General features: G+C 50.2%; 21 protein-coding genes and 1 pseudogene. 14 read left to right on the forward strand and 8 right to left on the reverse strand.

Annotation, left to right across the window (positions count from 1 at the left end; all coding sequences use genetic code 11):
* Window positions 1-361 precede the first annotated feature (361 nt).
* Window positions 362-2,314, forward strand: coding sequence for a putative bifunctional diguanylate cyclase/phosphodiesterase (locus LVQ76_RS07905; RefSeq protein WP_232864497.1), 1,953 nt, complete (start codon window positions 362-364; stop codon window positions 2,312-2,314).
* Between the two features lie 162 nt (window positions 2,315-2,476).
* Complete coding sequence (locus tag LVQ76_RS07910; protein WP_232921367.1) at window positions 2,477-3,643, forward strand: benzoate/H(+) symporter BenE family transporter; 1,167 nt, start codon at window positions 2,477-2,479, stop codon at window positions 3,641-3,643.
* Here the strand turns inward: LVQ76_RS07910 and LVQ76_RS07915 are convergent.
* The gene (locus LVQ76_RS07915) at window positions 3,623-4,495 is read right to left on the reverse strand and encodes an AraC family transcriptional regulator (protein ID WP_232864495.1); all 873 of its coding nucleotides are present in this window, start codon (window positions 4,493-4,495) and stop codon (window positions 3,623-3,625) included. The two genes, LVQ76_RS07910 and LVQ76_RS07915, sit on opposite strands and share 21 nt — an antisense overlap.
* 176 nt (window positions 4,496-4,671) lie before the next feature.
* Here LVQ76_RS07915 and LVQ76_RS07920 point away from each other — a divergent pair, with 176 nt between their 5' ends.
* Window positions 4,672-5,577 (forward strand): DMT family transporter, encoded by a 906-nt coding sequence (locus LVQ76_RS07920; protein ID WP_232864494.1) that lies wholly within the window; start codon window positions 4,672-4,674, stop codon window positions 5,575-5,577.
* A gap of 46 nt (window positions 5,578-5,623) precedes the next feature.
* On the opposite strand, the gene LVQ76_RS07925 is transcribed toward LVQ76_RS07920, so the two are convergent.
* Entirely contained in the window at window positions 5,624-6,286 is a 663-nt protein-coding gene (locus tag LVQ76_RS07925; protein ID WP_232864493.1) for a DUF3313 domain-containing protein, read from the reverse strand.
* A 200-nt stretch (window positions 6,287-6,486) separates the two neighbouring features.
* On the opposite strand from LVQ76_RS07925, the gene LVQ76_RS07930 reads away from it, so the two are divergent.
* Complete coding sequence (locus tag LVQ76_RS07930) at window positions 6,487-6,879, forward strand: VOC family protein (RefSeq protein ID WP_232864492.1); 393 nt, start codon at window positions 6,487-6,489, stop codon at window positions 6,877-6,879.
* Here LVQ76_RS07930 and tehB read toward each other — a convergent pair.
* Window positions 6,876-7,463, reverse strand: coding sequence for a tellurite resistance methyltransferase TehB (tehB, locus tag LVQ76_RS07935; protein ID WP_232921368.1), 588 nt, complete (start codon window positions 7,461-7,463; stop codon window positions 6,876-6,878). The genes LVQ76_RS07930 and tehB overlap by 4 nt on opposite strands.
* Window position 7,464: 1 nt before the next feature.
* Window positions 7,465-8,454, reverse strand: a complete 990-nt coding sequence (gene tehA, locus LVQ76_RS07940; protein ID WP_232921369.1) for a dicarboxylate transporter/tellurite-resistance protein TehA — start codon at window positions 8,452-8,454, stop codon at window positions 7,465-7,467.
* A 114-nt stretch (window positions 8,455-8,568) separates the two neighbouring features.
* On the opposite strand from tehA, the gene ydcK reads away from it, so the two are divergent.
* A complete protein-coding gene (ydcK, locus tag LVQ76_RS07945) occupies window positions 8,569-9,498 on the forward strand; it encodes a YdcK family protein (protein WP_232921370.1) in 930 nt (309 codons plus the stop codon).
* An 11-nt stretch (window positions 9,499-9,509) separates the two neighbouring features.
* Here ydcK and rimL read toward each other — a convergent pair whose 3' ends face one another.
* Entirely contained in the window at window positions 9,510-10,064 is a 555-nt protein-coding gene (rimL, locus tag LVQ76_RS07950) for a 50S ribosomal protein L7/L12-serine acetyltransferase (RefSeq protein ID WP_232903657.1), read from the reverse strand.
* Window positions 10,065-10,240: 176 nt separating this feature from the next.
* Between rimL and hpxO the strand changes: the two genes are divergently transcribed.
* From hpxO to LVQ76_RS07965, 3 genes and pseudogenes are all read left to right on the forward strand, one after another.
* Entirely contained in the window at window positions 10,241-11,398 is a 1,158-nt protein-coding gene (gene hpxO / locus LVQ76_RS07955) for an FAD-dependent urate hydroxylase HpxO (RefSeq protein ID WP_232921371.1), read from the forward strand.
* Window positions 11,399-11,512: 114 nt separating this feature from the next.
* Window positions 11,513-11,789 (forward strand): annotated as a pseudogene (locus LVQ76_RS07960) (type II toxin-antitoxin system HicA family toxin).
* Window positions 11,786-12,148 carry a type II toxin-antitoxin system HicB family antitoxin gene (locus tag LVQ76_RS07965; RefSeq protein WP_151993365.1) on the forward strand — a complete coding sequence of 121 codons (363 nt, stop codon included), beginning with the start codon at window positions 11,786-11,788 and terminating at the stop codon, window positions 12,146-12,148. The pseudogene LVQ76_RS07960 and the gene LVQ76_RS07965 overlap by 4 nt, the downstream one beginning before the upstream one ends.
* Before the next feature lie 73 nt (window positions 12,149-12,221).
* Here the strand turns inward: LVQ76_RS07965 and LVQ76_RS07970 are convergent, their stop codons facing one another.
* The 3 genes from LVQ76_RS07970 to LVQ76_RS07980 all read right to left on the reverse strand — a co-directional run bounded on the left by LVQ76_RS07970 (window position 12,222) and on the right by LVQ76_RS07980 (window position 16,042).
* The gene (locus LVQ76_RS07970; RefSeq protein WP_232864519.1) at window positions 12,222-13,877 is read right to left on the reverse strand and encodes a glucan biosynthesis protein D; all 1,656 of its coding nucleotides are present in this window, start codon (window positions 13,875-13,877) and stop codon (window positions 12,222-12,224) included.
* A gap of 206 nt (window positions 13,878-14,083) precedes the next feature.
* Window positions 14,084-14,860 (reverse strand): transporter substrate-binding domain-containing protein, encoded by a 777-nt coding sequence (locus tag LVQ76_RS07975; RefSeq protein ID WP_232921372.1) that lies wholly within the window; start codon window positions 14,858-14,860, stop codon window positions 14,084-14,086.
* Window positions 14,861-14,872: 12 nt separating this feature from the next.
* Window positions 14,873-16,042, reverse strand: coding sequence for a pyridoxal phosphate-dependent aminotransferase (locus LVQ76_RS07980; RefSeq protein ID WP_232921373.1), 1,170 nt, complete (start codon window positions 16,040-16,042; stop codon window positions 14,873-14,875).
* Window positions 16,043-16,162: 120 nt separating this feature from the next.
* On the opposite strand from LVQ76_RS07980, the gene LVQ76_RS07985 reads away from it, so the two are divergent.
* The 6 genes from LVQ76_RS07985 (at window position 16,163) to LVQ76_RS08010 (ending at window position 24,534) form a co-directional block, all read left to right on the forward strand.
* Complete coding sequence (locus tag LVQ76_RS07985; RefSeq protein ID WP_232921374.1) at window positions 16,163-17,023, forward strand: LysR substrate-binding domain-containing protein; 861 nt, start codon at window positions 16,163-16,165, stop codon at window positions 17,021-17,023.
* A gap of 737 nt (window positions 17,024-17,760) precedes the next feature.
* Window positions 17,761-18,390 carry a response regulator transcription factor gene (locus tag LVQ76_RS07990; RefSeq protein ID WP_232864484.1) on the forward strand — a complete coding sequence of 210 codons (630 nt, stop codon included), beginning with the start codon at window positions 17,761-17,763 and terminating at the stop codon, window positions 18,388-18,390.
* Entirely contained in the window at window positions 18,391-19,932 is a 1,542-nt protein-coding gene (locus tag LVQ76_RS07995) for an MASE1 domain-containing sensor histidine kinase (protein ID WP_232864483.1), read from the forward strand.
* 87 nt (window positions 19,933-20,019) lie between these two features.
* Window positions 20,020-21,348 carry an MFS transporter family glucose-6-phosphate receptor UhpC gene (uhpC, locus tag LVQ76_RS08000; RefSeq protein ID WP_232921375.1) on the forward strand — a complete coding sequence of 443 codons (1,329 nt, stop codon included), beginning with the start codon at window positions 20,020-20,022 and terminating at the stop codon, window positions 21,346-21,348.
* Between the two features lie 9 nt (window positions 21,349-21,357).
* Window positions 21,358-22,389: an ABC transporter substrate-binding protein gene (locus LVQ76_RS08005; protein ID WP_232903662.1), complete on the forward strand. Its 1,032-nt coding sequence runs from the start codon at window positions 21,358-21,360 to the stop codon at window positions 22,387-22,389.
* 66 nt (window positions 22,390-22,455) lie between these two features.
* Window positions 22,456-24,534, forward strand: a complete 2,079-nt coding sequence (locus LVQ76_RS08010; RefSeq protein ID WP_232921376.1) for an ABC transporter permease — start codon at window positions 22,456-22,458, stop codon at window positions 24,532-24,534.
* Window positions 24,535-24,539 lie beyond the last annotated feature (5 nt).

Here is a 24,539-nt window from a genome sequence, read left to right on the forward strand (position 1 = left end):
AGTGGGTCTGTTTCTATGTTATGGGTGAAAGGCGGGTATTGTAGTCAGATTGGCCGCGTAAGCATATAGCCGTCATACTTCAAGTTGCATGTGCGTTGGCTTCCTGCAACTTGAAGTATTTTGGGTATAGATCTGCACAGGCCAAAGCAAATGAAACATCCAGCAACCTTCAATTTGTTAGTTTCCAACATATATGAAACGGCGCAACAACATAGGCTAATAATAATGCTGGCGGCTGCTAAAGACGGTGTATTACAAAATGTTTTCACCTATACTTCCATAAGGAATAATTACAAAGAGTGATCATATTAGACCTATTAAAGTGGGAGCTAGTTGAATGACTCAGTTACGATGATTGGAAATGACCATAAACATAGAACATTCAAGGCTTTATAAGTCAGAAGGCGTTAAGTTGTTATACAACAACTCATTACCAGGCATTCTGATTACTTTTATTGCGTCTACCACTCTTGCCTTCACTTTTACCGACCATAATAATTTTTACGCCAAAATGACCTGGTGGCTGATCATGACCCTGGTTCTGGTCATTCGAGTCATTGATACCCATATGTGGATAAAAAGTGACGCCGACTGTAAAGGCAGAAAGGACTGGGTCGTGCGTTTTTCAATAGGCTGCTTAATAACGGCCATGTTGTGGAGCGTCTATGCGGTCACTTTCTATCCGCAATTTACTATTGAAGAACTTAGCTCTACGAATGTAATACTTGCCGCGATGGCTGGCGGAGCCACAAGTATCCTCTCGGCAAGCTTTCTGCTATCCGCGCTCTATAACATTATTATTTTAATGCCGATGTCCGTCTTGCTGATGCTGCAGCCAGAACAATATAAAATTAACCTCGGCGGGCTGGGCGTCTGTTTTACTTTAATCATGATTATCTCTTCTGCACGCTCAGCAAATTATATTAAAGAAGCTATCTTGTTGCGTTACCGAAACAAAAAACTTGTTTCCAGCATGGAAGAGACCATCCGAGAAAGAACGCAGGAAGTGTATGTTATATCCAATATAGACTCCCTCACGGGTCTGTATAACCGCACTGCTTTTTTGTCGGCAGTAGAAGGCATTGAGCGCGAATTTGAGCAGAACCATATTGCTGGCTTCTCCATTTTCTTTATCGACCTTGATGGTTTTAAAAATATTAATGACACCCTCGGTCACAATGTCGGCGACAAGGTACTGATTGCATTAAGTACCAGACTTAAAAGCTTTATCGGGGACGGTAACTTTATGTGCCGTTGGGGTGGTGATGAATTTATTCTGTTGGTTAAGGAAAGTTCTCATGACATTACCAGTGAGCTTGCTGAGAATATCATCGCCAGCCTCTCCCTACCGATCCGTCTTGATGACCAAACCATTGCCCTGAATGCAACAATCGGTATTTCAGTTTGTCCTGAGCATGACTTTTCCATCACGCGACTGATTCAGCTTGCGGATATCGCCATGTATTCGCAAAAAGGCAAATATCCTGAACGTTTTGCTTTCTATAATCTCGAACTAGAACACAACCTGCGCCGCAAGATGACTCTCAATGAAGCACTAAAAGGTGCACTTGAGCGTGATGAGTTCCGCCTTGTGTATCAACCGATTGTTGACGCAACCGGCCAAATAGTCAGTTTTGAAGCCTTGATGCGCTGGCGTTATCAGGAGCAGGAGATTTCGCCAGTTGAATTTATCCCATTAATGGAACAAAGCGGCCGCATTGTTCAGGTGGGAAGCTGGGTACTGGAAGAAGCCTGTAAAACACTGGCGCAAATGCATAAAACAAATGCTCAAATTTGCATGTGCGTAAATATCTCGCTGATTCAATTTTACGACAAAGGGTTCGTCAATAACGTCAACCGGGTTATCGAACGCTATGCAATACCAGGGCATTTACTGCATCTGGAAGTCACTGAATCACTCTTCCAGTCTGAACAGATGATGATTAATGAAAAGGTCAGTCAGTTACAACAATGTGGCGTGAAATTCTCAGTAGATGATTTTGGGACGGGCTACTCAAGTTTGTCAGTTATCCAGAATATGAATATTGATTACATCAAAATTGACCGCTCGTTTATTCAGCATATTGAACACAAAGGTCTATCTATTGTTCAGGCGATGATGAATATGTCCAGAAGCCTCAACTTCAGTGTTATCGCCGAAGGTGTGGAGACGGAAAAACAGCGCCAGTTACTTGAGCAATGTGGCATCCCTTATATGCAGGGTTACTATTTCTCACGACCACTGGAACGCCCAAATGCGTTGGTTTATATCAACAAGGCCGTAGAACAAGAATCCTGTAACGAATACGCATAAGACGTTTAATTGCTCTCCCCCCGGAGAGCAATCCCCCCTATTCTTGCCCTTGCCAAATATTTCGCATAACAACGAACTTGCAGAGTTTTCAACATCATCACGTCTGTTGTTAATGAGTTGTGATGTTATAGTTCGACGACGCTATAAACATGAAGGGATAAAATGCGCACAATATCCATCCCATTGCCGACGATCCTGGCTGGATTCGTTGCTGTTTTAGTTGGCTACGCCAGTTCGGCGGCAATTATCTGGCAGGCGGCGGAAGCTGCTGGTGCTAACACGCTGCAAATCGCGGGTTGGCTGACGATGCTTGGGATTGGCATGGGGGTGAGTACTCTCGTGCTGACGATTTGGTATCGCACCCCTATTCTCACTGCCTGGTCCACTCCGGGTGCGGCTCTGCTCGCGACCAGTTTGCCAGGCCATTCGCTCAATGAAACTATCGGCGTGTTTATTTTCGCCTCATTTTTAATTCTGCTGTGCGGTGTGACCGGTCTCTTCGCCCGTTTGATGCGCCTTATTCCCTCAACACTTTCCGCTGCGATGCTGGCAGGCATTCTGCTGCGCTTCGGCCTGGACGCATTTACTTCTTTGCAGGGGAATTTCTTACTCTGTGCCAGTATGTTGTTCGGCTGGCTACTGGCAAAAACCTGGGCGCCACGTTATGCCGTTGTGGTGGCAATGGTGGTCGGCCTGCTGGTTTGCATCATGAGCGGAAGCCTACAAAGCGGCAGTGTGCCGGTCGCAATGGTTATGCCAGAATTTACCGCACCACATTTTTCACTTTCGAGCCTGTTAGGCATCGGCATCCCTTTCTTCCTGGTGACCATGGCGTCACAAAACGCACCAGGTATTGCCACACTCAAAGCCTCCGGCTATGAGATTCCTGTATCGCCACTGATTGTGGTCACCGCGGCGATAGCTCTGTTACTGGCACCTTTTGGCGTATTTTCTATTTGTATTGCTGCGATCACTGCCGCAATTTGCCAGGGTTCTGAAGCGCATCCCGATCCGTCGAAGCGCTGGCTTGCCGCCGCTGCGGCGGGCGTGTTTTATTTGCTGGCGGGTGTGTTTGGCGGTTCGATCACCACGCTGCTCACGGCTTTGCCTGTCGCCTATATTCATACGCTGGCGGGGCTGGCGCTGCTGAGTACCATCGCCGGGAGTTTGTATCAGGCGCTTAATCATGAACGTGAGCGTGATGCGGCGATAGTGACGTTTCTGGTCACCGCTTCGGGCGTCAGTTTGCTGGGGATTGGTTCTGCTTTTTGGGGGTTGGTGGCTGGCGGGATATGTTACGCGTTGTTCTCATTTACCCGCCGCGCGTAGCTGTGACGGTGTTACGCCTATCGTCGCTTTAAAACGATTGCTGAAATGGCTTGCCGAGCTAAACCCGCAGGCCATCGCAATATCCGTCAGCGATAACTGGCTATTTTTCACTAATGCTTCGGCGCGTAACATGCGTCTTTGCATCACAAATTGGTGTGGTGCAAGTTGGGTTGATTGCTTAAACATGCGCGCAAAGTGAAACTCGCTGAGCCCTGCTTCTTGAGCCAGTTCGGTCAGTGTTAATGGCTCACTAAGGTGCTGTTCAATATATGCCTGGATATTTCGCAACACCGCAGGTGCCAGGCCTCCGCGCACATTAGGTAAACGCCACTGCACGTTGCTGTACGTCTGAACCAGGTGGGTCAGCAGCAGTGTTGATGCCGTACTCAACATCAAATGGTTCGCCTGCTGTTGCCAATCACTGCTGAGTAGAAAGTGGCGATACAACTGAGTAATACGCGGGTCCTCGCTGAAGATTTTTTCATCGAGCTGAAGAGCGGCCGGGCTGCGATCCCAGATTTGCTCCGCAATATGACGCAGATGTTCATCCGTACAATACAGATGCACAAATGAAAAATGGTTGCGAATATCCCAGGTAGTTTCTCCGTCTTTTGGCATCAGACAGAATCGATCTGGCCCACCACCATTTTTCCAACCTGAATTGGTTTTTTGGTAGGTTTCATAACCTTCATTCACATACATGCTTAACGTATGGTGATCGCTGCATTGCGTCACACGGTCGAGACTGTTTGACCAGGCCGACAGTTGAATCCCGGAACCCAGTTGCACATTATCTTCCAACACGGCGTTGTGCTGGCGAAGATTTTCAAATGCGTGATACGGCTGGGTCATGACTTACACCATCGAAGTTCGGGATAACAGTGTATGTAGTGGCCGCCTCCGTTACCAGCCATTAACAAACCATCAGGTAAAAAAAACCGCAAGAATATGCAAGCCAGGCAAGCAGGTGAAAGCATCTGCACGCGCAGATGTGGATACTCCCGCTATCGGTACAGGGAGATAACAAAATGAATGCAATACTTTATATTTCGGTGGTGGTTATTTGGGGGACGACCTGGCTTGCTATTTACATGCAGCAAGGCGTGGTGTCGGTGCCCGTATCAATTTTCTGGCGGTTTGCCGTGGCGGCAGTCGTGATGCTGGTGGTGTTACTGGCACTTGGGCGCTTGCGCCGTATCAGTTTGCGCGATCATCTGTTTTGTATGCTGCAAGGTGGCTGCGTTTTCGGCTTTAACTTTTTGTGTTTTTACCATGCCGCGGCGTATATCAGCTCAGGTCTTGAGTCGGTGATTTTCTCCATGGCTGTGCTGTTTAATGCAGTCAATAGTATGGTTTTCTTCCGTCAGCGCCCGAGCAAAAATTTACTGCCGGCCGCAGTTCTCGGCATTGCCGGGGTTGTTGCGCTGTTCTGGCATGATTTGGTCGCAACACAACTCGCGCCATCATTGCTGTTGGGAATTGGTTTAAGCGCCCTGGGCACCTTCGGTTTTTCACTGGGGAATATGATCAGCACGCGCCATCAGCGCCGTGGGCTTGAGACACTGTCCACCAATACCTACGCGATGTTTTACGGCACCATTATTATGGGTGTGCTGGCGCTGGTTCGCGGAGATTCGTTTATGCCGGAATTGACGCTGCGCTATCTTGGTTCGCTGTTCTACCTGGCGATTTTTGGTTCGGTGATTGCGTTTGGCGCTTATTTCACGCTGGTTGGGCGTATCGGATCAGGCCCGGCGGCATACAGCACATTGCTGTTCCCGTTAGTGGCGCTGAGTCTGTCAACAATTTATGAAGGCTATGTCTGGCACAGTAATGCCATTATCGGGCTTATCATGATCCTGCTGGGGAATCTGGTGATGTTTTCAAAACCGGGGATGTTTAGTGCACTGCCATGGCGCAAGCGGGCAGCATAAGAGGTAAAAAAAGGGAGCTTAGCTCCCTTTTCCGTGTAATAGCGCGTTATTTAACTTCAAACATGGACGCATCTGTCGCCATGTCATCAATCACTGATTTCAGCGAGTCTACGGTAATCGGTGCACTTTCATTGCTTACCGTTTTACCTTCGCCTTTACGTACGACTTTCATTACAACTTTGTTGGTTGAGGAGTCAATAAGCTCCCCTTCAAAATAGAGGTTTGTTTCCATCGTACGGTGGCCTGTTGCTGCTTCAGTACCCGCAACAATCATCGCCACTGGAATCACTTCATAGAACTGCAAACCTTGTTTGCTGCTGTCTACACCCGTAATTGCACCATGGAAAATCAAAGTACGCGGACCTGGCTTGCTGACCAGTTGGATGCGCTTCTCGGCACTCGCTTTCAACTGTTGATTGGCGTAAGCAAGGATCTTATCCAGTGTCTGAGCACCCAGTTGGGTAGTTGGTTTCGGCACCGGGTAGTAAGTCAGTGGATTGAAGATAAGTTTGTCGTAGTTGCTGCTTTTGAAGCTCGGATCAACCCAACGTAAAATCGTTTTCCCAGATGCAGATTTTGTTTCCTGAATACCGGAATAATTTTTTAAAAAACCCGAATACTTCTCAGGAGCGGTAACAGATGATGAACAGCCGGCCAAGGCTAACAGGCCTGTCAGGCAGGCGGCTTTAACACATAAAGAAGTGCGCATAATTTATCCCTGTAAATTGCATGTAAGCCTTTCAGTTATAGCAAAAAATTGGGATTGCGCATGAAGTTATAAATGCTATTTTTCATAATTCAGATAACAGCCTCGAAATTTATTTTTAACATGCTCATTATTTAACTCGAACTACATAGTTTTTCGTATATAAAATAATCTTACATACAGTGAATAAATATGGAGTAACCATGATTCCACATCTGCGTATTGCTCGTCCGGTGACCGATCTTGCTCAAAGCAAAGAGATGTACTGTCTGGGATTGGGTCTGCAAGAACTCGGGGATTTTAGCGAGCACGACGGTTTTAGCGGCGTGATGTTGGGTCGTGATGGTTTAAGCTGGCATCTTGAATTTACTGTTTGCCACCGCCACCCGGTCGAACCCGCCGCAACGGTTGATGACCTCTTAGTGCTGTACTATCCGGATAACGCTCAATGGCAAAAAACCTGCCAGCAAATGCTGAATGCAGGTTTTGTAACCATTAACAGTTTTAATCCGTACTGGGATATCGCCGGGCGCACCTTTGTTGATAACGATGGTTATCGCATCGTGCTGCAAAACCGTGCCTGGCCTACAGCTTAGACTTTTCGTGCCAGCATAGTGGCGAATCGCAATTTGATACGGTTACCTTCCGCGTCGGTTTTATGTAATTCACCGACATCTTCGTTGTATTTCAGCAATTCCCAACCCGCGTAATAATGACTCAACTCACCTTCAGTAAAAGCAAACGGGAAGCCGACGGTGCAAGGGAAATCTTCGGTATCCATCGCAGCAACAATCAGGTTGTAACCACCAACTTTGGTGCAGCGCTGCATGTTGCTGATAAGCCCTGGTATGGTATTGCGCTCTAAAAACATCATCACCACGGTTGAGAGAATGAAATCGTATTCACCGTCGAAATGTAATGTATTGAGATCGACCACATCTGCAGTGATGTTTTTCAGCCCTTCCGCTGCAATAATTTTATTCAGGTTGCTAATGCTCATCGGGTTTATATCCCACGCTGTTACATCAAACCCTTTTTGATTCAGATACAGGCTGTTACGTCCGCTACCGCAACCGAGATCCAACGTTCTTCCAGGCCTGACAACCGTTACCGCATTCACCACGTCAGAATGGGTGCGAGTTAAGCCATATTTCTCGGTGAAATAATTCTCAGAAAGCATCTTAGTTTGTCCTTTTTGCAGGCCGTTCGACACGCAGCAGTAATTTACCCTGATAAAGCAGGATTACCGTGCGCACCAGCAGCAGGCCAATAATGAAATTAGTGAAGATAAATAGCGGCACAGCGAGTGCGGTAAAAAGCCCGTCGTTACTCCCCATGCCCAGATGAAGGGCCGTGGCAGCAAGTGCTGAAATACCGAACGAGAAGCTCCAGAACGAGGCATTAAAGGGCTGCATCAAATACCACGGCATCAGGCGCAACATAAACAGTAATTGCAGCAACCCGTAGCCAAACAGCATCTTGGCAAAGAAATCAGGTTGCCCACCGTTAACACTCAAATAAGCGTTGCAAGCAACCAGCGCAGGTGCGAGTTGAATGCCAAGTGAAGTTCGCATCGGTTCCGGGAGCTCACCAGCGCTGCGTAAACGATGCAAAATCGCCGGTTCCAGGCTTAGCCAGGAAAATATGCCCGCACCAAAAAACAAAATACCGAGGTCGTGGAAACCAAGCGCACCGCAGGCCATCGCGCTGATAAAATTATTGGCAACTGTTGGCAAATAGAGCCCAGGCGTGGTGTCGGTATGCGGGTGGCTGCCACGCCATAACCCGGCACTTTGCCATGCGGCGTATACCAATTGCACTGTCGCCCCAAAAGCAAACATACCCACGGCTAACGGGCGAATAAATGGCACTATGGCGATGGACACTAACATCGTTGTCGCAGGAAAGAGACTCACAAAACTGCCCTTTAACGGGTGGCGAGCCTCATCGATAACCGTGTGCGGATATTTCACCAGTCGCACTATAAAAGCCAGCGCCAGACCGAGCCAGATAGCAATTGCCAGGCTTTCGAATGCCTCACCAATCACCGGGGATACTGGCCTAATCGTAGCAGCGTAGCGCCAGGCAAAACCCATTCCGATGGTCCCAAGAACCATACCAAAATACCCGGCCGGGAGATTAAGCATGGTTCGCGTTACTGATTTATTCATTTCGTTTAAAACTTAAAATGTATTTTAGATGCATTTTATGTGATTGCACCGAAGAACGCCATCTGAGGATTTACCTGCTAAGTTTTAAACAGAAAGAAAACTAAGGCGAAGATGATGAACAAGTATCAGTTAACGGGTGATTCGCAGCTACATGATTATCTGGTCGATGGCAAAAAACAGCAGGTCAAACTCTGGCAAGTCATGGCCCTGTGTGATTTCAGCGACATCAAAGCCGGGCAACTGGGCGGCTGGATTGAAAACGAAGAAAACCTTAGCCAACAAGGAAATTGCTGGATTTATGGCGGCGATTGCATGGTATACGGCGGCTCAAGTGTTAACGATGATGCGCAAGTTCATGGCAGTTCCACCCTTTGCCACCAGGCGCATATCAGCGGGAAAAGCATCATTAAAGAATCACTGATTAGCGGTGAGTGCCGTATTTACGATGCCGCGCGCATTGTTAACGGCAGCCAGGTGATTGCGGTTCGTGGACTGACTGCCGACAACGATAAAGTGCTGCAAATTTATGGCAACGCTACGGTAAACGCATCGCGCGTGGTTCATCAGGCACAGATCTTTGGTAACGCGGTGGTGAACAATGCCTTTATTGAACACCGCGCTGAAGTGTTCGGGCAGGCAATTCTCGAAGGCAATGACGAGAACAATATCTGGATCTGCGACTGCGCCCGAGTGTTCGACAACGCGCGTATTATCGCAGGGCGTGGTGATGACCAGATCCCAACCATTCGCTACTCCTCGCAGGTCTACGGCAATGCGCTTATTGAAGGCGACTGCGTGCTAAAACACCATGTGCATATCTTCGACGATGCCACACTCATTGGTGGCCCTATCCAATTAGATAACCAGGTGCAGATTTACGGCCAGGCGCGGGTCACCGGCAATGTTCTGATAGAGAATAATGTGCAGATCTACGATAAAGCGGCGGTTGATGGGCTGGACGGTGAGCTCATTCATATACGTGGGATTAAGGATATTAACGGCGAGCAGCGTGTTACTCGCTCACCGTTTTATGGCGTGTTTTGAGAACCGTCGCGTTAACCAATAATCCGCGCGTAGATGTTCTGGTCATGGAACTCGCCATTTAAAAACTCAGCTTGTTTCAGGCGCCCTTCAAGCAGGAAACCATTACGCAACGCCACCTGATTACTGGCGACATTACTGACAATGCATTTGATCACAAAACGGCGGGCCAACCCTTCTTTGGAGTACTTACGAATGACCGCGTCTAAAGCTCGCGAAATGATTCCCAATCCCAGGACATCTTTATCCAGCCAATAGCCGATATAGGCGGTTTTATTGGTCGGCTCTATCTGGTTAAACGAGAACACCCCCACCATTTTTTCATCCTGGAAAATCAGGAACATTTTCGCGTAGCCACGATGATGGAGGATATAGTTGCCCTGCGCCATTTTGCGCGAGTCCTCAACCGACAACACGAACCTCGGCCAGTCCATCGCTGTTTGTAACCAGGCTTTGTTCTTTTGTACCAAAGCAAAAATCTCATCCACATAACGTTCATTGATTGAATGAAGTGTTATGTGGTCATCAATGTTAATCACGTCGTCTTGCCAGTTATCAGAATCGCGCACGCACCCTCTCCTTCTTTTTATCTGTGGAAAATAATGGTGCAGAAAAATAGATTGCACCACAGACGATCCCCACCAATGCACAAATCAGTTTAACGCACGCCTCGCGCCGCTGCTGGGCTGCTTCACATGCTGGTATAGATATTGCTTAACATCTTTGTAACCCAAAGGAGACTTAGATGAAAGCGATCATAATTGGCGGCGGCATTGGTGGACTCTCGGCGGCAATTGCCCTGAAAAGATGTGGCATTACAACGGAAGTCTATGAAGCGGTCAAAGAAATCAAACCGGTTGGTGCGGCGATTTCGATTTGGCCAAATGGCGTGAAGTGCCTCAACTGGCTCGGCATGAAAGAGCAGCTCCAGCAATTGGGTGGGCCTATGGAATTTATGGCCTATAAAGAATTTGTCCACGGCCAAACCCTGACGCGCTTTAGTCTCGATCCTTTAATTCAAAGTGTTGGCGAGCGCCCATATCCGGTGGCCCGTGCTGAATTGCAAGATATGCTGATTGATACTTATGGGCGTGCAGATATTCAGTTTGGCAAACGCGTGGCGCGTATCGAAGAGTTCGATGGCGGCGTGCGGGCTTATTTTGAAGATGGTCATGTTGCCGTTGGTGATGTGTTAATCGCCGCCGATGGTACCCATTCGGTGATCCGCCCCTATGTGCTCGGCCACCAGACAGAGCGCCGTTATGCCGGTTACGTTAACTGGAATGGTCTGGTCGATATTGATGAATCTATTGCACCTGCCAACCAGTGGACGACATTTGTCGGCGAAGGCAAACGCGTGTCGCTGATGCCTGTTGCGGGCAATCGTTTTTACTTCTTCTTTGATGTGCCATTAGAAAAAGGACTGCCGGAAGATCGCAGCACGTTAAAAGCCGATTTAACCCGTTATTTTTCTGGTTGGGCAGATCCGGTGCAAAAGTTGATTTCCACAATTAACCCCGACACCACCAATCGCATAGAAATTCATGATATTGAGCCATTTATGCAATTAGTCCGTGGGCGAGTTGCACTACTTGGTGACTCAGGTCACAGCACCACGCCGGACATCGGCCAGGGCGGATGCGCTGCCATGGAAGACGCCGTTGTACTGGCCGTCGCGCTGCAAACCAACTCGCTAGGCGTAGAAGATGCACTGCTACGCTATCAGGAGAAGCGCGCATATCGCGTAAAAGACCTGGTGCTCAAGGCGCGCAAACGCTGCGATGTGACCCATGGTAAAGATATGAACATCACTCATAGCTGGTATGAAGAACTAAAAAGCGAAACCGGCGAGCGCGTATTGTCGGGCATGCGCGAAACGATTCTCGGTGGGCCGCTGGAATAAGTTTCACAAAATTTCACTCAAATCCTGAAGGATGTTCCAGAAATGACGTCAGAAATTGACGTCATTTTTTTATATGCTAGCATGACTTCATAAATTGACTTCACGGAAGGGTTCATGGGCTATGGCAAGGATTACCTCAGAAATAAACATCAAGGCACGTTAAAGCAGATTTTCAGCAAACCCACGTCAACGAGCGTCAAATGGCAAGATGTGGAGATGTTGATACTCGCGCTGGGTGGCGAAGTCAGTAACGGAAACGGTTCGAGAGTGCGCTTCCTGCTAAAAGGTAGCATTGCACGTTTTCACCGCCCCCACCCATCGCCTGACACTGACAAAGTGTGCCATCGTCAATTTACGAGAATGGTTTGAAAGTATTGGAGTAACACCATGACGGATTCACATTCAATTCCAAACACAATGGTGATTTGCGGGCAACCGGCGTTAATCACCTGGGTTCCTGAAATCAGCCTATTTCGCGGCAAATTTCTTGGGCTTTCAGGCTACTGCGATTTTGTGGCAGATAGCGCTAAGGGCTTGATGCAGGAAGGTGAGATTTCGCTGAAAGCGTATCTTGCGGATTGCAAAGAAAGCGGCATTGAGCCGTATGAGCGCGAAGAGAAGATCAAAACCTTTACTCTGCGCTACCCCGAGTCATTTGGCGAACGCCTGGCGATTGCCGCCGCCGAACAGCGCATGTCGGTAAATAGCTATATTGTTGAAATGCTCAGCAAGCAGATGAAACTAAAGTGAATTTGTAGGATGACGCTGCACTTATCCGACCTACAAAAGATAAAGCCCCGTATTTGTTACGGGGCTTAAGCTGTTACTTCATGATCCGATCGTCAACGTATTTACGTTTATCCGGTGCTGGCGGGAAGTAATGATACAGCCAGGTTTCACTGATGGCATCGCCCTGGCAACGCAGGAACATGCGCATATCGACTGGCGCAGTTGAGTCGTCCGTTGGATACCAGTCAAACAAAATACGATAGCCGTCGAATGGCTCAACATAAAGAATTTCAATTTGTCGCGCTTCGCCGTTAGACAGCGTGATAACCGGCTCGATACCTTTCGGTGCCGCAGCTTTCAAATCCCCACCGATGAAATCAATGGCGAAACGGCGCGACCATTTTTCCGGGAAGTGTTCGCCAGGTGCCCAACCTTCCGGGAAGCTACCCATACCGGTGCGGGTCGCGTAAACACGCGCCAACGGCGACTGAATCGGCGGCAAACCGCTCCAGTACAGACGGTATTTAAATTCCAGCTCATCACCGGCTTTCACCGGTTTCTCCGGCTGCCAGAAGCAGACGATATTATCGAGCGTTTCCCCTGTAGTCGGGATCTCCATCAGCCCAATCGCGCCTTTACCCCACTTATTCAGCGGCTCAACCCACAGACTTGGACGCTTGTTATACCAGCCCATGATGTCCTGGTAATTGGCAAACTCGTGGTCGAGTTGCAGCAAACCGAAGCCTTTCGGGTTGTTATCGAGATAAGCGTTGAACTGTAATTTCTGCGGGTTATTCAACGGGCGTGTCACCCACTCGCCGTTGCCACGCCACATTGCCAGGCGGTCGGAGTCATGAATTTGTGGGTGAATGGTGTCGCACATACGACGTTCATTAGTGCCGCAGGCAAACATACTGGTCATCGGTGCGATGCCCAATTGCTTAATATCTTCACGGGCATACAGGTGATTATCGACATCCATCACCACGCGCTCAGCTTCACAGCTGATAGTGAATTTGTACGCCCCGGTGACGCTTGCGCTATCTAACAATGCGTAGACCACAAACTTCGTATCGCCTGCTTTCGCGGTTTCAAACCAGAAAGAGGTGAAGTCCGGGAACTCTTCCAACTGATCGGTATAGGTGTTTACCGCGAGGCCTCGAGCAGAAAGCCCATATTGGTATGTATTATCGACCGCACGGAAATAGCTCGCACCGAGGAATGAAACCACATCACGGCGCGCCAGTTCTGGTGCTTTAAATGCTTTAAACCCGGCAAAGCCAAGATCAATCTGGCCTTCGAGTTGTTTGGTATCAACACCTGCGTCGTTGTAGTTGAACAGCTCAGGGCGGAAGTGAATTTCACGTGCCTGATGGCTTGCTGAATCTACGGAGAACATGCGTACACGGCGACGGAAGCCCATACCAACGTGGAAGAACTGCACGTCAAGTTGGCGGTTTTCGATGTTGTTCCACAGCGAGTGTTCAGCATCATACTGAATCGCGTTGTAGGCCTGTGGGGTTAAGTTTGCCAGTGTGTCCGGCAACGGACGCGGTTTGCCAACCCATGGTTTCTTCGACAAATCATGAGCCATTGACTGGAGCACGGAGAAATCGAATGCGGTGGTGCGACCATCGGCAATTTCAGACTCACCCGCATAAGCTGCGCGCGAGAAAAGCGTGGCAATTGAGGTCGTGCCGCTGACTGCGGCGAGAGCCATTGAGGCTTTGATAAAACGTCTGCGGTTCATGCCTGAAAGATTGTCCTTCATGTCGATGTATTTCGCTCCGCTCGGGCAGCACAGCGGCAAATTCCAGACCGCACACTCTAGACAAAAATCACTGAAAAACCAATCGCAGACACAGACCTTTACGAAGCGTCCGGCATTTTTTTCATGTACATGAGAATTCGATGAAAAAACGGCCCACAAAGTGAGCCGTTGGACGAATAAAGCGGTTACTTCACGGCGACATCAATACCCGGGAAATATTTCTTCGCAAGAGTCGTAATCGTGCCATCAGCACGTACTTTATCGATAGCGGCATCAAGCTGTTTTTTGGTCGCTTCATCGCCTTTACGCAATCCGTAACCAATACCACTGCCCAGAATCGTATCGTCGCTCACCGGCTTGCCGATAAAGCCAAAACCTTTGCCCTGCGGCTTGCTTAAGAAGCCTGCCTGACCTGCTGCTGACATCACCAAAGACGCATCGATACGGCCATTGAGCAAATCGCCCCACGCCATATTTTGGTCTTTATAAGAAACCACTGTTACGCCTTCTTTTTCCCAGTGTTCTTTCGCATAAGTTTCCTGAATGGAACCTTGCAGAACGCCGATGGTTTTACCTTTCAGCCCGGCAGGCGTTGCTTCCATACCGCTGTCAACCTTGCCGACCAATTGTGATGGAATGCGGTAAATTGGCTGGGTAAAGTCGATGCTTTTACGACGCTGCTCGGTGATATTCATTGCGGAGTTAATCGCATCGAATTTCTTCGCCATTAGCCCTGGAATCAGCGCATCAAACGACGTTTCAACCCATGAACATTTCAGGCTCGCCGCTTTACAGATCGCGTTGCCTAAATCGATATCAAACCCTTCCAGCTCGCCCGCCGAGTTACGGCTTTCAAACGGTGGGTACTCCGCTTCCACGCCGTAACGCAGTTCGGTTGCTGCGAATGCCGAGAATGACGCACACATCCCAACCAACAAACTTAACGCATAAACTTTTTTCATTATGACCTCGTATCAGCGTGGCTTAACCTGGCAAAGTGCTTGAGCACCCGCACGTAACGTAGCTTCATCTTTTGCAAATGACAAACGAATCAACTTGTTGTCTGTTCCGTCGGTATAAAACGCGGAGAGCGGAATGGTCGCCACGCCATATTGAGTAATTAAACGTTTTACTAATTCGCTGTCTGATTCATCAGTGAAATGATCGAATTTCGCCAGCAGGAAGAAAGACCCGGCACTTGGCAGCAATTTAAACGGAGACTCAGCCAACAATGTCTGCATTAAATCGCGTTTGCGTTGGTAAAACGCCGCCAGCGAGAGGTAGGTATCTGGGTTCGCCATATATTCAGCAAAAGCATATTGCATAGGAGTATCGGCTGAGAACATCAAAAACTGATGCACTTTGCAGATTTCAGTCATTAATTCTGCCGGAGCCAGGCAATAGCCCACACGCCAACCGGTCACGTGGAAGGTTTTGCCGAATGACGAAACAATCACGCTACGCTCGGCCAGCGCCGGATGTGTTGCCATGCCGTGATGGCGCTCACCATCAAACACGATGTGTTCGTAGACTTCATCGGACAAAATAATGATGTCGGTATTACGCGTAAGCTCCGCCAACATTTCCAGGTCTTGTGCGCTAAACACCTGCCCGCTTGGGTTGTGCGGTGTGTTAACAATGATCATACGGGTACGAGGCGTAATAGCCGCGCGCACTTCATCCCAGTTGACGGTGAAATCTGGCAACGCCAGTTTCAACGCTACTGGTGTTGCACCTTGCAGGCGAACAATGGGCGCGTAGCTATCAAAAGATGGCTCGAAATAAATGACTTCATCGCCAGGATGCACTAACCCGCTAATCGCCGAATACAGCCCTTCGCTGGCGCTGGCGGTAATTAAGATTTCATCGTCTACGTCATAATTCGAGCCGTATAGCGTGGCGACCTTTTCTGCAATCAGGGTTTTTAACGGCCTGAAACCGGTCATCGATGCATATTGGTTATGGTTGTCCTGCATCGCTTTGGTGACACCGGAGATTAATTTCGGATCTGGCGAAAAGTTTGGTGCGCCCTGCGAAAGATTAATGGCGTTATGTTGCGCCGAGAGTTGGCCGATAACAGTAAAGATGGTGGTTCCAACATCCGGTAATTTTGAACGAAATTGCACCGGGGTTTGCATAGTCATGGCCTCTCATGTGAAAACGCGATTTGCATAACTATTCAATATGCAACAGGTTGCTACCACAACCGAATTGTTGTCATAATAGCCATGCAAAAAACTCATAGCTCAGCGGAGAGCAATCGAATGCGGCGCAACTTCCCTCTTAATACTGTTGATGCTTTCCTGGTGACAGCCAAACATCTGAATCTGACTCGCGCGGCAAAAGAACTCTGTCTGACACAAGGTGCCGTCAGCCGCAAAATCTCCACGCTTGAGGAATGGCTCGGCTATGCGCTGTTCGATCGTCATGCTCGCGGGCTGCATCTCACACCGCAAGGCTCTGCGCTGTTGCCGGAATTGCAGCAATCTTTTGAGCACTTGCTGAATGTCGCCAGTAATGCCTGCCACAAATCCAGTGTTATCCGCCTGAAAGCCCCGACCTGCGCCATGCGCTGGCTAGTGCCAAAACTTGTGCAACTGGAAATTGCATCACCTGAGATTCAGGTTGCGTTAACCACCACTGTTGAACACGGCGTGAATTTCAAAAATGAACCTTTTGATGCAGCGATTATTTTTGGTAAGCCTTCCGCGAACGGCACATTGCTGTTTGAAGAAAGACTCACACCGGTCATCAGCCAGCACTTGTTGCCGGACGGAGAATTAACGCCAGAAGATTTGAGCCGCTACACCTTCCTGCACCCAACACGCGACCGCACCGACTGGTCGTTATGGTTTGAGCAGAATGTCTCTAACCCGCCTGCTATGAATAAAAATCAACACTTCGACACCATGGACTTAGCCATCAGCGCGGCGATTCAGGGTTTTGGCATTGCCATTGCCGATGCCACGTTAGTCGCGGAGGATTTGCACCGTGGGCGGTTAATGCAGCCTTTCACGGGGATTGTGAAGACCGGAGCGTGTTATTGTCTGGCGTTGCGGCCGGGGGAGGAAAGCCATGCGGGGCTTGAGGCGTTCAGGCAAGGGTTGCTGGCAATAAGTGAATAGGGATTTCTATGCGAGTTAGCGGACTATTCCGTTCACTAAACGTTTATTGATCCCTGTATTTACCGAAACGGTGAACGTATCAAGGGTGCTACCGCAGCACCCTTGATAATCCCGGCTCCCGGCGATTAAATCGCTGCTTCGCAGTAAACCTCCATTTTTCCTTTCAGTCCCAGGGTCGGTTGTGACTCGCTCCCGGCGATCACAACCTCTCGCCGTTCCCGACGGCTCGACCCGGCCTTACAGTCAAAACGGAGGCGATTTATGCCGGACTCAAAGGTCAACAGCAAAACCCAGGGTCAAAAGCCAGTCTGGTTTTGACTTAAGGTTTTGACGTTGACCTTCATCCCCGGCTTCAATCGCGCCGTTTTTTACCCTTCAGTCGTGGTCACGTGGTCGGGAACCACGTGAGTGAGCGATCGCCGGGAGCGAATCGCGAACGACCGCGAATGTTGGGTAAAAAACGGTGTTTACCGCGAAGCGGCGATTGACTTGCCGGGCGCCAGGATTGCCAAGGAGAGGGCGTTCTCTCCTTGGCACGTTCACCGTTCGCTGATCCATGTAGGAACGGTAAACTTTCGGGTGAACGGAAAATCTCGATCCACCATACACCATACGCCATAAGCCATAAGCCTACGCCCCCATTTCTGTTACCCCCGTAACATAATCCCAACATCCCCATTGCGCAGAATCCATTCACCCTCATGATGTCGCCAGACTCCCTTCTGATGAGCAGAACGATGATTGCCGTTGCTTTAGTTGATGACCATGTTGTGGTGCGCTCCGGTTTTGCACAGTTACTTAGCCTCGAAACCGATATCGAAATCGTCGGGCAGTACAGCTCTGCCGCCGAGGCCTGGCCCGCGCTGATAAAAAATCAGCCCGATGTAGCCGTGCTCGACGTGGCGATGCCGGACGAAAACGGTCTAAGTCTACTCAAACGCCTGCGCCAACAACGCCCCGGTTTCCGCGCCATCATTCTGAGCATTTATGACACCACCGCATTTGTGCAAAGTGCACTGGATGCCGGTGCCAGCGGTTATCTCACCAAACGCTGCGGCCCGGAGGAGTTAGTACAGGCGGTTCGTTCCGTTGGTATGGGCGGTCATTATTTATGTGCGGATGCATTACGAGCGTTACGCCACGCAGGGCAACCGGCCAAAGTGCTGGAGGTTCTCACTCCACGCGAGCACGAAGTTTTCGACTTGCTGATCAAAGGCGAAAGCGTGAAGCACATTGCCGAACAGCTCAACCTTAGCCACAAAACAGTGCATGTGCATCGCGCTAACATCCTCGGCAAACTGCAATGTGAAAGCACCATCGAACTGGTGCATTTTGCCCTTGAACACCAATTGTTAACCGGGCACTAAATGTCTCGTGCGTGGCGTCATCTGCTGTTATCGCTGTTTATCGTCTTTGCCTGGGGGCTGACCTGGCTTGCCCTGTGGACGATAAGTTTTTACCTCACCGATAACGGCCAGCAGGCTACATTACTGCTACCGCAGGGCGTCCATCTCGCATTATTGATTTTGCTACATCGCCGCTATTGGCCAGCCCTTTTTATTCCGGTGATCGGGCTGCTTATTTGGCTTTGGATGCAACAGTTAATGACAGAACCCGTCATGTTGCTTTCCCCACTACTTAGCGCCATTCCTGCGCTATTAGTTCAGCACTACTGGCACCGTTTTACGCTGTACTGGCAGCGGCTTTCGCTGCTGATGGCGGCAATTACTGGCGATGCGCTACTACACACCCTGGTGCTGACGCCATTTCTGTCGAGTTCCGCTTCACAAACACTTCTGGCAGCGTTTACTGGTGGTGTGGTGCTGACGCCGTTCGTCTATTTGATTTATGAATATCTGCGTCAACAGCATCTGGAAAGCCTGCTGGCACAAGAAACACCCAATCCCCCGCTACGCACGTCGTTGCTGATCTGGTGCAGCCTGTTTTTCATCATCGGTGTAGGCGCGCAAATGGTGGTGTCGCCGGAAATCGAGCGTTTGTTGCTGATTGTGGTTTTCCTGCCAAACGTAGTCATGGCCTACAAATTTGGCTGGCAAGGCGGCGTTCTGGCAGCACTCCTTGGCAGCATGATGATTACCATTGCCCGGCAAATTGGCAGCGGCTTTAACGGCTTGATGGAGATGGAACTTTTTCTCTCAACCCAGGCGCTGTTGGGCATTGGTCTCGGGATTGCCATCAGTCGCCAGCAGCATCTGGCAAATAACCTTCATCGTTACCGCCAACGGCTGGAAGTTGAGTTACAGGCGCGCCGCGAGTTGATGGAACAACTGGTGCACACCGAAGAGGACACGCGCAAAGATCTGGCGCGGGAACTGCACGATGAAATTGGCCAGAATATTACTGCGATTCAAATCCAGTCGATGCTGGTTAAGCGCACTGCCAGCGGTGATGCGACGGTACTCGCCGCCGAGCAAATCAACCAGCTTGCCCAACGAATCCACCACTCGACCCGCCACTTATTGCGCCAGCTTCGCCCGCCGGTACTGGACGAAATTTCCCTCGATAAAGCGCTTCATCATCTGATTCAGGAGTTCGCCTTTGACGAACGCGGTATCACCTGCCGTTTACATTATGATTTACCTGGCCAGCCCGCCAGCGACCCGGTGGTGTTTACGCTCTATCGTCTGGTGCAGGAGTTGCTCAATAACATTTGCAAACACGCTGACGCACACAAGGTTGAGATCGCGTTAACTCAGCAACCCCACGGTGTGCGCCTTGAAGTCAAAGACGATGGTATCGGCTTTAGCGGCAGCACTCACACCGGCCATGGATTACAAGGGATTGCCGAACGAATCCGCGCTTTAGGCGGAGATTTGCAACTCGAAAGCCAGTCCGGCACACGCGTAATTGTTAACCTGCCCACACTTTTCCAACAAACTCAGGGATAACCAGGAATTATTCCTGGTCGGCTAAAACCTTGTCTCATCCCCTTTGCATCCGCGTTTTCTATAGTCATTTCAACCGGGAGGAATCAGATGATTTCCGAGCAAACAATCGGCCGTGATTATCGTTACTGGCGTCCACGTTTGCTGCTGTCGATGGTCGTGGGATACGCCGCATTTTACCTGACACGCAAAAGCGTCAGTTTTGTCCTTCCGGCGATGCAGCTCGATCTGGATTTAAGCAAAAGTGATATCGGCCTGCTGGGCACGCTTTTTTACCTCTCCTACGGCTTGTCGAAATTTGTCGCAGGATTGTGGCACGACCGCCGGGGCGCACGCTGGTTTATGGGCGCGGGATTACTGGCAACCGGGGTACTGAACATTCTTTTTGCCTTCGGCACTAATCTGCCGATGTTGCTGATTATCTGGACGCTCAACGGGTTCTTCCAGGGCTGGGGATGGCCGCCGTGCGCAAGGTTGCTAACGCACTGGTATTCGCGCAACGAACGCGGTTTCTGGTGGGGATGTTGGAATACCTCCATTAACCTTGGTGGTGCTGCCGTTCCGCTGATTTCCGCCCTGATGACGCTGTGGTTCGGCTGGCAGGCATCGTTATTCGTCTCAGGGACTATTGGCATCGTCATAGGGATTTGGCTGTGCCGAAGCCTAACTGGCACACCGCAAGAGATGGGGTTACCGGCGGTTGGCGTCTGGCGACATGACCCGCTGGAAATGCGCCAGGAACAGCTCAGTCCGCCAATGCCGCAGTGGCAGATGTTTCGCAGCTCGGTGCTGCAAAACCCGATGATCTGGCTACTCGGCGTAAGTTATGTGCTGGTGTACCTGATTCGTATCGCATTGAACGACTGGGGCAACATCTGGCTTTATGAAAGCCACGGCGTGAATTTACTCAGCGCCAACGCCACGGTCATGCTGTTCGAAATGGGCGGGTTACTGGGCGCACTGTTTGCCGGGTGGGGTTCAGATTTACTGTTTCGCGGCCAGCGCGGGCCTATGATTTTACTCTTTGCGCTGGGGCTGTTTGTTTCGGTTGCCGCACTTTGGTTATCGCCAGTGCACCACTACGCATTATTAGCAGTCTGCTTTTTTGCCATCGGCTTTTTTGTTTTTGGCCCGCAGATGCTGATTGGCCTCGCCGCCGTGGAGTGCAGCCATAAACAGGCAGCAGGCAGCGTTACCGGGTTTCTGGGTTTGTTCGCCTATTTAGGTGCGGCCCTGGCTGGATGGCCGCTGTCACAGGTGATTGAGCGTTACGGTTGGTCCGGGATGTTCGCGCTGCTCACCGTTGCCGCCGCATTGATTGGATTTTTGCTGATGCCCCTGTTAATGGCGGGCATCAGCGCGCAGGACAGGAGTGTTGGTGCCATGGATCCGGCAGTTACCTTACCTCAGGACACTTAGGATAATAATATGAAACTGACCGTGCTCTCTTCTCTGGTTGCTGCGGGTGTTGCGTTGGCTACCCTGTCAGGTGCCGCGCAGGCCAAAGGCCGCTTAGTCGTGTATTGCAGCGCTACCAACGAAATGTGTGAAACTGAAACCAAAGCGTTCGGTGAAAAATACGATGTCAAAACCTCGTTTATCCGCAACGGCTCGGGCAGCACGCTTGCGAAAGTCGATGCCGAGAAGAAAAACCCGCAGGCTGATGTCTGGTATGGCGGCACGCTAGACCCGCAATCGCAGGCAGGAGAAATGGATCTTCTGGAGCCGTACAAATCAGCAAATCTCGCGCAAATCATGCCAAAATTCCAGGACCCGGCTAAACGCAAAGGCAACTACTCCTCAGCAGTGTATATCGGCATTCTCGGTTTTGGCGTTAACACCCAGCGCCTGAAAGAGAAGAACCTGCCGGTGCCGAAATGCTGGAAAGATCTGACCAACCCAATTTATAAAGGCGAAATCCAGGTTGCTGACCCGCAAAGCTCGGGCACCGCTTATACCGCGCTGGCAACGTTCGCCCAACTGTGGGGTGAAGATCAGGCATTCGATTACCTGAAAAAACTCAACGGTAACATCTCTCAGTACACCAAATCTGGTATTGCTCCGGCGCGTAACGCCGCGCGTGGCGAAACCGCCATCGGCATTGGCTTCCTGCACGATTATTCGCTTGAAAAAGAGAATGGCGCACCGCTGGAATTGATTTCCCCATGCGAAGGCACCGGCTATGAAATCGGCGGCGTCAGCATCCTGAAAGGCGCGCGCAATATGGACAACGCCAAACTGTTTGTTGATTGGGTACTGTCAAAAGAAGCGCAGGAACTCTCCTGGAAAAAAGGCAAGTCTTACCAGATTCTGACCAACACCACCGCCGAAAGCTCACCGTTGTCGCTCAAGTTAGATGACCTGAAGCTCATCAACTATGACATGGACAAATACGGTGCCACCGACATGCGTAAAGCTCTGATCAACAAATGGGTTAGCGAAGTAAAAATGGGTGACTAACCCATTCGCAGGTGACGGCGTCACGTCACCTGCTCCCCTCCTTTTCTTTTGGCCGATGAGGCACTTATGTCTGAAACTTTACTTTTGCGACCTACGCGAAAGCGGGACGCTATTATCTGGTGGGTGGCGCTGTGCTGGCTGGCGTTTGCCCTGCTGCCTAGCTGGAGCCTCGATTACGGGTTATTTGAATCGACAAGTGATGAGCTAATCAATGCTTACAGCTGGTCTGAAATTAACATTAGTCTGCTGTGGTACGTACTACCTTCGCTGCTGCTGTTGCGCCCGTTTAATGAACTGGGGCCAGAAAAGCGCCAGCGTCACTATTTCGACGCAGGCTGGGCACTCTTTTGCATGGCCTTTGTGGTAGTCAGTGCAACCCTTACCGAGCGGGGAATGGGTTACGCCACTATTGTGCTGTTTATCGCGCTTGGTATGGTTATCACCCTCGCCCTGACCCGCCTCGAATGGCTCGGTGGCGACAGCTTTGTGATTGGTTCGCTGGTCACAATTATCGCACTGATTGGTGTGTTTATTGTCTGGCCGAGCATCGCGATTTTCATTCCGATGTTTACCAATGATGCCGGGGAGTTTGCACCGCTGGCGTTTATGGCGGTACTCAGCCAGGCGCATATCATTCAGGTAATTATCAACTCAATCGCGCTTTCGATTGCGGTGGGGATTGGCTGTACCTTCTTTGGTTTGGTGCTGGCGATTTACACCACGCGCATCGCCAAACGTAGCGCTATTATTGGCCGCATTTTCTCGATTCTGCCTATCGTGACCCCGCCGTTTGTCGTCGGCCTTGGCGTCACGCTGATGATGGGTCGTTCGGGGTATATCACCGAGTTGATGGTCGACTGGTTCGGACTGACCAACACCAACTGGCTGTATGGTTTTACCGGTATCTGGCTGGCGCAGGTTTTAGCATTTACGCCGATGGCATTTATGATCCTCGATGGTGCGATTAAAACCATTCACCCGTCGCTGGAAGAAGCCTCTTATACCCTACGTGCTACGCGCTGGAAGACCTTTAAAGGGGTGTTTTTACCGCTGCTGAAACCGGCACTGGCTAACGCCTTCTTGATTGTGATTGTGCAATCGCTGGCGGACTTCAGTAACCCGCTAGTACTTGGCGGTAACTTCGACGTGCTCGCCACACAAATCTATTTCTACATCACCGGCTCGCAACTCGATTACCAGGCCGCCAGCACACTCGGCGCATTCTTGCTGGTCTTCTCACTGCTGGTGTTCTGCATTCAGTATATGTGGATTGGAAAACGCTCCTACGTCACCGTTTCCGGTAAATCGAACCGAGGCGACGTACAGCCGCTACCAGTGACGCTGGTGTGGGGAGTTGTTGCATTATTAGCGGTGTGGATTGCCTTTAACGCCCTGCTTTACGGCAGCATTTTCTACGGTAGTTTCACCGTCAACTGGGGCGTGGATTACACGCTAACGTTCGATAACTTCATCAAACTGTTCGGCCAGGGAATGAGCGATGGCGCGTGGCCTTCACTGCTCGACACACTGCTGTACGCCGGGATTGCCGCACCGATCACCGCCTTCTTCGGCTTACTGATTGCCTGGGTTGTGGTGCGCCAACAGTTCCGTGGCAAAAAGACCATCGAGTTCACCACCATGCTGTGCTTTGCAGTACCTGGCACCGTAGCGGGCGTGTCCTACATCCTGGCGTTTAACAGTGCGCCGGTTTACCTGACCGGAACGGCGGCGATTGTGATTATGTCGATGGTGATGCGTAACGTGCCGGTGGGTATTCGTGCCGGTATTGCCGGGCTTGGGCAAATCGACAAATCGCTCGACGAGGCCTCGCTTAGCCTGCGTGCCGGTTCAATGCGCACCATTATCAACATCCTGCTGCCATTGCTGCGCCCGGCGATTCTATCCGCGCTGATTTACAGCTTTGTGCGTGCCATTACGACCGTCAGCGCGATTGTGTTCCTCGTCACACCGGATACCCGTGTGGCAACCGCCTACATTCTTAACCGCGTGGAAGATGGCGAATACGGGGTGGCGATAGCCTACGGCTCGATACTTATCGTCGTAATGCTGACCATCATTTTCATTTTTGACTGGCTGATTGGTGAAGCGCGCATTTCGCGTTCAAAAGCCAAAACCAACGCGTGATTATG

The sequence above is a fragment of the Buttiauxella cochleicola genome, assembly GCF_021283185.1.
GTDB lineage: Bacteria > Pseudomonadota > Gammaproteobacteria > Enterobacterales > Enterobacteriaceae > Buttiauxella > Buttiauxella massiliensis.